The organism is Mucilaginibacter sp. P4_E8 (assembly GCF_056401495.1).
The window spans coordinates 38,899-50,746 of the sequence record NZ_JBFUJG010000037.1 but is presented as its reverse complement, the minus strand read 5'-3'; the positions used below and the strand labels follow the sequence as shown (position 1 = coordinate 50,746).

The 11,848-nt window shown below is 42.1% G+C and carries 8 protein-coding genes; 2 read left to right on the top strand and 6 right to left on the bottom strand.

Annotated elements, in window-relative coordinates; translation table 11 throughout:
• The first annotated feature begins 13 nt into the window (after nt 1-13).
• Nucleotides 14-160 carry an integrase core domain-containing protein gene (locus tag AC1DRQ_RS15390; RefSeq protein WP_477425567.1) on the top strand — a complete coding sequence of 49 codons (147 nt, stop codon included), beginning with the start codon at nt 14-16 and terminating at the stop codon, nt 158-160.
• Between the two features lie 136 nt (nt 161-296).
• On the opposite strand, the gene AC1DRQ_RS15385 is transcribed toward AC1DRQ_RS15390, so the two are convergent.
• A complete protein-coding gene (locus AC1DRQ_RS15385; protein WP_429400948.1) occupies nt 297-2,849 on the bottom strand; it encodes a TonB-dependent receptor in 2,553 nt (850 codons plus the stop codon).
• Nucleotides 2,850-3,314: 465 nt separating this feature from the next.
• Nucleotides 3,315-6,146 (bottom strand): leucine--tRNA ligase, encoded by a 2,832-nt coding sequence (gene leuS, locus AC1DRQ_RS15380; RefSeq protein WP_477425566.1) that lies wholly within the window; start codon nt 6,144-6,146, stop codon nt 3,315-3,317.
• 209 nt (nt 6,147-6,355) lie between these two features.
• On the opposite strand from leuS, the gene AC1DRQ_RS15375 reads away from it, so the two are divergent.
• Nucleotides 6,356-7,144, top strand: a complete 789-nt coding sequence (locus tag AC1DRQ_RS15375) for a hypothetical protein (protein ID WP_477425565.1) — start codon at nt 6,356-6,358, stop codon at nt 7,142-7,144.
• 78 nt (nt 7,145-7,222) lie between these two features.
• Here the strand turns inward: AC1DRQ_RS15375 and AC1DRQ_RS15370 are convergent, their stop codons facing one another.
• The 4 genes from AC1DRQ_RS15370 to AC1DRQ_RS15355 all read right to left on the bottom strand — a co-directional run bounded on the left by AC1DRQ_RS15370 (nt 7,223) and on the right by AC1DRQ_RS15355 (nt 11,810).
• Nucleotides 7,223-7,759 (bottom strand): RNA polymerase sigma factor, encoded by a 537-nt coding sequence (locus tag AC1DRQ_RS15370; RefSeq protein ID WP_429400951.1) that lies wholly within the window; start codon nt 7,757-7,759, stop codon nt 7,223-7,225.
• Nucleotides 7,760-8,025: 266 nt separating this feature from the next.
• Nucleotides 8,026-9,045: a UDP-N-acetylmuramate dehydrogenase gene (gene murB, locus AC1DRQ_RS15365; RefSeq protein ID WP_477425564.1), complete on the bottom strand. Its 1,020-nt coding sequence runs from the start codon at nt 9,043-9,045 to the stop codon at nt 8,026-8,028.
• 60 nt (nt 9,046-9,105) lie between these two features.
• On the bottom strand, nt 9,106-10,779 hold the full coding sequence (locus AC1DRQ_RS15360) for an ArnT family glycosyltransferase (protein ID WP_477425563.1): 1,674 nt from the start codon (nt 10,777-10,779) through the stop codon (nt 9,106-9,108).
• A gap of 50 nt (nt 10,780-10,829) precedes the next feature.
• Complete coding sequence (locus tag AC1DRQ_RS15355; RefSeq protein ID WP_477425562.1) at nt 10,830-11,810, bottom strand: glycosyltransferase; 981 nt, start codon at nt 11,808-11,810, stop codon at nt 10,830-10,832.
• Between the last annotated feature and the right edge of the window lie 38 nt (nt 11,811-11,848).

The window sequence follows — 11,848 nt, the reverse complement described above, 5'->3', positions numbered from 1 at the left end:
GCTTAAGGAAGACCTGATCGAGGACACTGATTTCGACAGCCTCGAAGAACTTGAAGACGAACTCCTGCAATACCTGGTCTACTATAACTGGGAAAGACCTCACCAAGGTATTGGTGGAAAAAGACCTATTGATATGATCACCTTAAACAACACAAAATAAACCTGCTACCTTGTCATCGAATTACTAAACCCTTACAGCAATGACGGAGTGGTTATCCTATAACAAACAAGGCCCGGGAAAATTCCCGGGCCTTGTTTGTTATAAATCCTGATTCCTGTTTTAACAGTCCTGAATTTTATCTGCCGCCTGCAGGTGGACCACCCTGGCCACCGCCCTGGTCACCTTGTTTCTGGTCGTCATTGTTAACACCTTTTTTCTGTTGGTTAGGGTTGCTAAAGTTCAATTTACCAAAGCTGTAGCTAAAGGTTAAACCAAATGAACGGAACGGAAACGCTGTTGAGCTGGTTTGTGTAAAGCCCGGGCTGTTTATATTCTGGTTAAAGGCTTTGTCTCTTGCAAATGGTTGCACGGTATTAAACCCGATAGATAATTTTTTCTCCATGAATTGCTTCTTGATACCAAAGGCATATATACCAAAGGCCGGGTTGGTTCCCTGTATGGTTCTGCGCGATGAATTGGTAAAGCCAAATAATTCGGCCACTAAGCTCTTGGTAACCTGCAATGAAGCGCTTCCGAAAGCAGAATATTGTAAGTAAGTACCTGTTGCTGATGAATTATCAACAAATACCCCTTGAGGAGTAGGGCTATAAGTGAATGCGTTGATACTTGCACGTATGGTTAACGCTTTTATCGGGTTTACCGACCCAAAAAAGCTGGCACCGAATGATTTGTTTGTACCCACGTTTGAATAGGTAGTACGCGTACCCTGTATAGTATCACCATGTATAACCTCTGTTAACGGCGATGCGATACCCTCAATCAGGTTATTGGTTTTCTTGTAATAAACCGAAAAGTTAAGCACTGATGATTTGATGAAGGTATTGTACCCTAACTCAACCGTTTGTGAAGTTTCTGGCGATAAATTAGGGTTACCTACAGTTTGGTTTTGTACGTTGCTGCGGTTAATAAACGGATTTAAGAACTGCAGGCTTGGCCTTTGAATACGTTTGCTGTATGATAACTTTATTGTTTGACTACCAAACTGCTTTTGTATGGTTAAGCTTGGGATATAAGTAGTATAACTGGCATTAAATGGCTCTAAATTTTGGAACAAACCACTGCTTGCATCCTGGAAAGGGTTCTGCGGATCGCCCTTGATCCTGGTATTTTCAATACGGCCACCTGCCAATATCGAGTAGCTTTTTGGCAGGGTGAATGTTAATACAGTATAACCGGCATAAACATTTTGATTGTAATCATACAAATTAGAGTTTAATGAATCACGTACCGCGTTATTACCCTGCTCATCTGTCGAAAATATATCATAGTTACTGTTAATACGGCGCTGTATGGTTTTACCACCTGCCTCTATTTTTAACAATTTGCTCACCGGCAAAGTATAATCGGCCTGAAAAGTGTACTCGTTATTTTTACCGTTGTTACTACCTATCTGACTTGGGTTAATCGCTGTAAACTGACTTGAGTAATCGGTAGTTATATCACTATGGCTCCACTGACCTGAAACCGTAAATTCATGGCCTTCTTTTTTAAATTTGTGGGTGTAATCAACATTCCAGTCAAACCCACCAAAGTGATTGTGCGATGTTGTACTGCCTAAGTATTGCAACGCGGTACCGTTAAGGTTCCTATTATACGTTCCGCCGCCATCGGTATTAAAACCGCCATCATTAAGCCTGAATGTACTGTTAATGCTATTGAACGCGTTAAACTCATAACCTGCGGTAACCGAACCTATAGCACCATGCCTTTTGATACGGCTTGTTAAATCATTATGGTTATGCAGGTTAACTGCCGCTGTATCGCCATGGGCCGGCGTGGTAATCATTTGGTCAAAAGTAGTAATTGACGTTTGTGGCCACGTTAAATTACCACCCGCGTTTATCCCTAAACTAAAGCGGTTCTTGTTATAGTTTAAGTTTATATTACCATTGTTTTGACGTGTACCCACACCACCGCTCACGGAGCCGCTAAATCCCGAAACATTTTTTTGTTTAGTGATGATGTTGATGATACCTCCAGAGCCCTCAGCATCATACTTCGCCGATGGCGAAGTAACTACCTCAATGCTTTTGATCTGATCGGCAGGGATGGTTTTCAATACATCAGATAAACTGGCCGATGTAGCGCCTGATGGTTTACCATTTATCAATACACGCACGTTTTGATCGCCACGGATAGATACATTACCATTGATATCAACCGCTACCAAAGGCACTTTTTGCAGCACATCCGTTGCATTACCACCAGCGGCGGTAAGGTCTTTTTCGGCATTGTAAACAATCTTATCAATCCTGTTCTCGATAAGGGGTGCCTGGCCTACTACATTAACCTGGGCTAATGATTTAGCGCCTGGTGATATAAAAACCGAGCCCAGTTTATTATCGGGCTTTGATGCCGTAGTAACAACCGGATCAATTGTTTTTGATGGATAACCAATAAATGATATTACTAATTTGTAACTGCCTGGCTTTATATTATCCAGTTTAAAGTTTCCTTTTTCGTCAGTAACCACACCTGTTATGGGCGATTTCCCGCCGGTGCGGTACAAACCTACAGTAGTATAGTCCATTGGTTTTTTGGTAACGGAATCAATCACTGTACCGGATATTCGGCCCGTTGTGGATGGTCCGCCGCCGCCCACACCAAACTGGGCTTTTGCAGAAAGTGCAAAACAAAAAATTGCTATAAATATGTAAAAACGTTTCATTCGCTATGTATTTTCGTAATTGGAGGCGAAAGTAGTTCAAATGTTACACCCCAAATGGTTATTTTTTTAATAAAACTAAAATTGTAATGTATATGTTACACTAAGGTTATGTAAACACCATGTTAATTCGATAAGTCGCTTGAGTGGGCATTTGTAATGGCATCAATGCCACGGGAATGAAGGATAAATAAAGGAATAATGATGTCATTGCCGAACTCGTCGAAGTATAGTGGGCAGGCTCTACACGCTATCTTCTTTGTCTGAACCTTGATTTTTCAGATTAAAGGATTTACAGGATTCTTTCTTTAGCTGATTCCGACTTATATTCGTCTGCGATGATTGTTTTTGATTTGTCATCCTGAACGCAGTGAAGGATCTACTCGCGAACTATGCATATCGCCGGATAGATCCTTCGTTCCTCAGGATGACAAAATAGACTATAGCCCTCTTAAGGAACTTGAAGGCTTACACCACCATATTTACAATTCTTCCTTTAACCACAATTACCTTTTTAGGGGTTTTGCCGTCAAGGTACCGTTGTACATCGGTATTGGCCAAAATAAAGGCTTCAATATCCTTTGGCTCCAGGCTTAGTGATACATTGAGGTTCATTTTTGTTTTACCATTGATGGATATCGGGTAAGCAAATTCATCCTCAACCAAATAAGCGCTGTTGAATTTTGGAAATGGCGCGTACGATAACGTGCCTGCCGGATTGCCCAGCAAGGTCCACAGTTCTTCGCAAATATGTGGCGCGTATGATGAAAGTACGATCACCAGCTCCTGCAGAATTGCCCGGTTATTACATTTCAGATCGGTAAGCTCATTAACCGCTATCATAAAGCTGGATACGGAGGTATTGAACGAGAAACGTTCCACATCTTCTTCCACCTTGCGGATGATCTTGTGCAATGATTTCAGTTCGGCTTTTGATGGCTCGGCATTGGACACGCTAAACTCCCAGGCATCATTATGGAACATCCTCCAAAACTTACGCAGGAATTTGAACACTCCTTCAATACCATTGGTATTCCAGGGCTTGCTCTGCTCCAGCGGACCAAGGAACATTTCATACATACGCAGCGTATCAGCACCGTAACGGCCAATAATGTCATCCGGGTTCACTACATTGAACTTGGATTTAGACATTTTCTCCACCTCAACGCCGCAGATGTATTTACCATTTTCCAGTATAAATTCAGCATCTTCAAATTCAGCTCTGAACTTTCTGAACTTTTCAATATTCAGCACTTCGTTCTCTACCATATTAACATCAACATGTATTGGCGAAGTGTGGTATTCCCTGATTAACCCGTGCGAAACAAAAGTGTTAGTACCGCGCCCTATTTCGTCAATTAAACGATACACAAAGTTGCTTCGGCCCTGTATCATCCCCTGATTAATGAGCTTTTTAAAAGGCTCTTCCTCAACCACCTTATCAATATCCTTTAAAAACTTGTTCCAAAAACGGCTGTACAACAAGTGCCCGGTGGCATGTTCGCTGCCACCTATATACAGGTCAACATCCTTCCAGTAGGCAATAGCTTCTTTCGATGCAAACTCCTTATCGTTTTGGGCATCCATATAACGGTACCAGTACCAGCTTGAACCGGCCCAGCCCGGCATGGTGCTTAGCTCGTATTCTCCTTCGGGATGTTTCCAGTTTTCTGCCCTGCCCAATGGTGGTTCGCCTGTTTCGGTTGGCAGGTATTTATCAACCTCGGGCAATAACAACGGCAAATGATCTTCTTCAATTAAATGAGGCAAACCATCTTTAAAATAAACCGGCACAGGCTCGCCCCAGTAACGCTGGCGGCCAAATATGGCATCGCGCATCCTGAAGTTTACTTTTGCCTTGCCCGCGCCAATTGCTTCCAATTTGGCGATAACAGCAGCGGTACCCGCCTTATAATCCAACCCGTTCATAAAGTCGGAGTTGATGTATGTACCTTCTTTGGTCGGGTCGGCCTCAGTTTCAATATTTTGTATGTCGATGATAGGTACTATCGGCAGGTTAAAATGCTTAGCAAATAAATAATCGCGCTGATCGCCCGATGGTACGGCCATTACCGCGCCTGTACCATATCCGGCCAAAACATAATCTGCAATCCAGATCTGGATCTTTTCGCCATTCAGCGGGTTCAACACATAGCTGCCCGTAAACGCGCCCGATACGGTTTTGGCATCAGCCATCCTGTCCAACTCCGATTTCTTTTTGGTTTGGGTTATGTAGGCATCAATGCTTGCCTTTTGCTCCGGCGTAGTTAACGAGGCTACCAACTCATGCTCAGGTGCTATCACCAAAAAGGTAACACCAAAAATGGTATCAACCCGGGTGGTGAAAACTTCTATATAGGTTGCGGGGTTCGTGTTGCCGGTTGCGGAATTTGCTGTCCCCTGAACCTCGTTCCCCGAACCTGGCAACGGAAAACGAACAGACGCTCCTGTACTTTTGCCTATCCAGTTGCGCTGCATTTCTTTTAGCGGTTCTGGCCAGTCAATAGTGTCCAAACCTTGCAACAAGCGTTCGGCATAGGCGGTGATGCGCATGCTCCACTGCAACATTTTCTTTTGCTCCACCGGGTAACCACCGCGCTCGCTAAAGCCTTCCTTTACTTCGTCATTAGCCAATACGGTACCTAAAGCCGGGCACCAGTTTACGGTACTTTCGCGCAGGTAGGTAAGGCGGTATTTTAACAGTTCGCTCTGCTGCTCCTGGTTGCTTAAGGCTTTCCATTCATCAGCAGTAAAACTTAATATTTCTTCATCACTTACGGCGTTTATCCCGGCCGATCCCTTTTGCTCAAAATGCTCAACCAGTTTGGCAATTGATTCCGCTTTGTCGGCATCTTTATTATACCAGGAGTTGAACAACTGCATAAATATCCACTGCGTCCACTTATAATAATCGGGCGAGCTGGTGCGTACTTCCCGGCTCCAGTCAAACGAAAAACCTAATTGGTCTAACTGGCGGCGATAAGTGGCAATATTTTCCGCGGTAGTAATAGCGGGGTGCTGACCGGTTTGTATGGCATACTGCTCGGCCGGTAAGCCAAAGCTATCATAACCCATAGGGTGCAACACGTTAAAACCTTTAAGGCGTTTATAACGTGCAAAAATATCAGATGCAATATAACCCAGCGGATGGCCAACATGCAGCCCCGCACCCGATGGGTAAGGGAACATATCCAGCACATAGTACTTGGGTTTGGCGCTTTTATCTTCAGCTTTAAAGGTTCCGTTCTGGGCCCAAAACTGCTGCCACTTTTGCTCTATATCTTTAAATTGATAGTCCATTTTATTGTTTACGCGTATGAGGTTGCGAAATTAAGAAAATCCCTATTAGTTTGGTAGTTAATTGATGCTTTGTTTATTTGATTTACTGATAAATTGTAATAATTCATCCTATTTATACTTACAACCATATAATACCATAAATTGACTGCCTTTTTTCTTAATTCATTGATAATAAGTTAAATTTGTAAAAATACTAACCAAACCTCATTATGAAACACCAGTTAAAACTCATTCTTTTGTTACTTACCTGTATTGCTATAAGTTATTCGGCATGTACCAAATCAAGCATCACCCGTAATTCAAGTACGGTTACCCCAAAGGTGATAAGCAGCCAGGTGGCTTTAAATCTTAAACAAATATTATATGGCGAATATGGCTCCTTTAGTATTGCCGACGGAGTAGACATGCCGGTAAATATGGATATTGGTCATAAAGGCCGCCTTAAAATACAGTCGACCAATGATGGCCCACAATGCGGTTTTAAGATCGATACCGCTTTTCAGTTTTCTCTTGACGCCAGTGATACTGCCAAATTTGATATCTGGAACAGGATAAAATATGAAGTGCTTTGCACGGGTGGCGTACTATCGGGCGTAAGCGTTTATGATAGTTTAAACGTTTCGGCTACATCAGCTAATTATACCATCGTATCAAAAAGCGGCGAAACTTTAGTGCTTAAAAGATTGGTTCCGGGTAATAAAAACTCGCAACTTTCGCTAAGTGGCTCGTTAAATGTTTATGCCAATGTACAGCCTAAAAAAGCATCAGAAAAACCTACCACCGGGACATATAATTTTACGCTAACCGCCCTGATCATTGATCCTACAAAAAATGGCGACGTTATAAGTGGTTCGGCAACGTTTGCCACTAAGGGCAGCAGCGCCGAGGGTATTTGGGATTATAAGGGAACCATTATATTTTTAGGCGACCATAAAGTTAAGATCACCATTGAAGGATCATCCTATACTTATGACCTGCAAACAGGGTTGGAAGTATAAACTGCAGATAATTTAAACACAAATGTAAAAAACCCGCCTCATCAGCGGGTTTTTTACTATATGGTGAGTTTAATTATATTAAATCTCTGCATAAACGGGTTTGGCAATACCGTTATCGTAAGCTTTTAAATTCTTCTTTAATAACTTACGTGCCACGTGAATGCGGGTTTTTACTGTGCCGATAGGGATATCCAGATGATCGGCTATTTCATGGTATTTATGTCCCTCAAAATACATCGTAAATGGTACGTAGTAATCTTCGGGTAACCTGTCAAGGGCTCTTTTAATATCATCCATCACAAACTTTGCCTCGCCTTGATTTTTTGTTGAACTGAATACCAGGTTTGGAGATGAGATCTCATCAGACTTGGTAACAAATGTGCTCATTTTAACAAAACGGCGATAGTTGTTGATGAACGTATTTTTCATGATGGTGTATAACCATCCTTTTAAATTTGTACCCTCTTTAAACTTATTGTAATAAGTTATGGCCTTCAACATTGTATCCTGGACAAGGTCGTTAGCATCATCTGCGTCATGGGTAAAATGAAGGGCGTAAGACCTTAATGAACTTGCCTGACGTAGTACTAGGGTGTTAAACTCAATCTTTGTCATTTTGTTAAAGTTTTGTAACAAGTGTTAGACAAGCATGATGCCATTTACCGGTTAACTTTGAACGCGGACAAAACTTTAAGTTAAATTTAAAAACAAAAATTCAAAGTGTAATTATTACACTATAAATGTTATTAAGTATCTTATAAACAACAAATTATATCTACTAAATACCGAAAATAGTCAAGTGAGAGCAGTGTTTGTTTGTAACAAAAATGTTATACAAGGAAGTAAAAAGGGCTGGATTTGTTTAGTTTGAATAAAATTATTTAACTAATAATATTTACCTCGCGTTGTAGCATAACGCCAAATTTAGTGTACACACTGTCTATGATTTGCGACGAAAAGCTGTACACTTCCTGTCCGGTGGCACCGCCATGGTTCACTAATACCAGTGCCTGATTTTTCCATGTTCCGGTATTTCCTACAGTTTTCCCCTTCCATCCGCACTGTTCAATAAGCCATCCCGCGGCTAATTTCACCAGGCCATCGCCGCCCGGATAATTCACCACATCGGGGAATTTTGACTGGATCACCTTAAACTCATCAACACTGATCAATGGGTTTTTAAAGAAACTACCGGCATTACCTATTGTTGAAGGATCAGGAAGTTTGGATACCCGGATATGCGATACTACCTGCGAAACATCTTTTATAGTAGGCGATGTAATACCCCTGCTGGCCAGCTCCTGCCCTATGGCGCCATACTGGGTATTGATATTAGGGATCAGCGACAAATGAAACTTTACCGATACTATAATATACAATCCCTTCAGTTCATTTTTAAATACACTTTCGCGATAGCCAAATTTGCAGTCGGCTTTGGTAAAGGTTTTAAATGTGCCTGTAGCAATTTCAAAAGCTTTACAGCTCACAAAAGTGTCCTTTAATTCCACGCCATAAGCGCCAATATTTTGAATGGGCGATGCACCTACCGAACCGGGGATGAGGCTCAGGTTTTCGATACCGGCATATTGGCGGGCCACACAAAAGTTCACCAGGTCATTCCACACCTCGCCGCCGCCGGCTTCCACAAAAACATCATTGTGACTTATACGGTGTTCGATACCGCGTATGTTCATGCGGATCACCAACCCTTCAAAATTGTTAACTAATAACAGGTTGCTGCCCCCACCCATCACCAGTCGCTCCATTTGCTGCCATTGCGGATCTGCAAACAGTTCAACCAATTCGTCCTCATGTGCTATCTCCACAAAATAACGGGCAGAAACATCAATACCAAAAGTGTTAAAGTTTTTAAGGGATACGTTTTCCTGTATTTGTAGCATATTTTGATGTCGGATGTGGGATGTTGAATTTCGGATTTACTTGGGGCGAATTTCGGAATTTTATTTTGCAGTGCCGGGCATCCTCACCAAAAAGAAATGATTCAAGGTAGTCATCCTTTTTGCTTTGATAATGAACGGCAGCGTCATATTCTCATTCGGGTAATTATCAAATGCCTTCACCAATTCAAATGGGGCATTGTTTTTTTGCAACTCCTCCCTCTGAGCATCATTAATTAAGATCAGCGCATTGGCATGTTTAGTGGCCTCGCCCAGATCCATGAATGTAACCGGTTGGTGGGTGTAAAACTCAAAAGCATTCGGCACATTGAAGGCCGCTATCACCTCATCATTTGGATGATGTTCATTAATATATTCGGCAGCGTGCAAATCGCCCTTAAAGGTAAGCAGTGTAGGGTACACCACACTCATGAGGTAGCCATTAACCCACAGGCCCACACAGCAGGTGAATAAAAACAAAGCCCTTTGCTTTGAGGCTGTATTTTTATAGATGTATAAAGTGATGCCCGCCAATAAAATACAGAGTGGTAGAAATATGGTCAAACGCTCAGGCGCGAAAATGAAGTTGAGCACTATAACTATTATTATCAGCAAACCACTTATACTGTATTGGGTAATAGTAAAAAACAGGTTTTTGTTGCTGCTAAACACCTCCCGAACAAACCCCGCCGTTATAATGGCAAAGAACGGGAACAGGATATTGGTATAAAACGGTAACTGAAATTTGGAGATCGAAAAAATAAGCAACATTACCACAGACCCGCTGATGGTAATATACTCGGGCAGCGCTACCCCTTTAACCATTTTACGGATGTGCCTGAAAATGGCATAGTAAAATAAAAGCATCCAGGGGGCAAAGGCCCATAAAAGCGTATGCAGAAAAAAGAAGATACTGCCGTGGGTGTTTTTGATAAAGCTATTGTTATTAAATCGCCCAAACTGACTATCCCACAAAAACCAATGAATGCCCGATATGCCGGTTTTGCCAAAGACCACTTTTTCGGGATGCAGATCAAACTGTATATATAAGGTATAAATTTCGGGCAGTGTAAAAATGGCTACCAGTATAAAAGCCAAAAGCCATTTGAGGTGAAAAAGACTTTTCAGATCCTTTTTAAACAGATAGTCGCCAATAATAGCGCTGCCAATGGGGATCAGCAGGTATATTCCTTTAGTCATTACCGCGCAKGCTGTAAATAACGAGGCCAGCAAAATATCAATAAGGCTAAAGCGCTCCTTAACTTTATAAAAGTGATACACAGCGCCCATCAGCAGGCCCATAATATAAGGCTCGGCCCGCACATCGGTGTTCGACATTAAAACATGCTGGGCGGTAAGCAATATTAAAATGGCTATCAGAGCCGTTTCCTGATCATAAAATTTACGGGCCAGTTTATAAGTATACACAACCGACATCAGGAAAAACAACAGGGCCGGCAGTTTATAWGCTATGGTATTAATGCCAAAAACTTTAAAGCTCAGGGCCGCCATCCAAAAGGGAAAATGTGGTTTATCCAGCCAGTCTTTCCCATGGTAAATGATATCAGCAAAATTATTGCTTTGGGCCATGGTGCGGGCAAGCATACTGTACAGACTGGGATCGTCGGTAAAATATTTAATGCCTATGCCGGCTATATTAACCAGTATGGCCAAAACCAGTACCACTATATATGGTCTTTTTTGTGCCGCGGATATGGAGGTTGCTGAACTATTCACCAGATATATTTATCGCAATAAGCTGTACAAAATAACACATTATAAAATTACTAATTAATCCATGGCAAATACTTTGGTGAAGTTTCTATCAATGTTGGATTAACCGCATTTAATGTTTCACCATTCAAAACCTCCTGGTAAAGCATCAAATATTTTTGAGCCATTTTTTGTACAGTAAAATTGTCAACAGCGTAATCATGGCAAAGCTGGTTATTAAATCCGGCCACTGCTTTAAGTCCATCGGTGAGTACTTGCTTACTGTTGCTAAGCAACCCCACCTCTGGCGATACCAGTTCGGGCAGGGAACCATAGGGCGTGCCAAATACCGGGCAGCCGAAGTACAGGCTTTCAATAATAGCCAAACCAAAAGGCTCGTGCCATAAAACCGGGAACAACAATGCTTTTGAACCGTTGAGCACCACCGACTTTTCATCATTATTAACCATGCCCTTAAACCGTACATTAATATGAGGTGTAAAGCGCAAGCCCATTTTTAAATTTAAACGGGTACCACCCAAAACTATCAGCTTGTTACCGCTTTGAGTAGCCACATCAATAGCCCCCTTTACATTTTTAACACGCCAGGCAGCCTTTGCCAAAAAGTGTGTGTGGATGCGTTTTTTTGAAAGATCAGGTTTGGGATAATCATCAGGGTCGAGGCCATGATGTACAAAAACCGACGACCCATGCCGCGCTGCATGATCGGCAGATACGAATACCGAGTTCTTATCTAACGGATGTCCATAACCCGGATTGTTATGCACGTTAATGAGGTAGGGCTTCTTTGTAAAGTTGCTCACCTGAAAGTGAAAATGCACCACATCAATATCATCAGGTACCTGCAGGTTCATATCAGTTGCAGGATCATAAATTAAAATCTTTGCAAACGGGCATTCTGAGCCGGCAGCTACCAGGTAAGTTACCTCATGCCCCAGCCGGTTAAGTTCTTTACCCAGCCACCAGATCACCCGCTCGGTACCGCCATATTTTGCGGCGGGTATTTGGGTATTGTTAACTATTAATATTTTCATCAGGCTGATAAAGTAAGCGCCCGAATTTCGGAATTTAA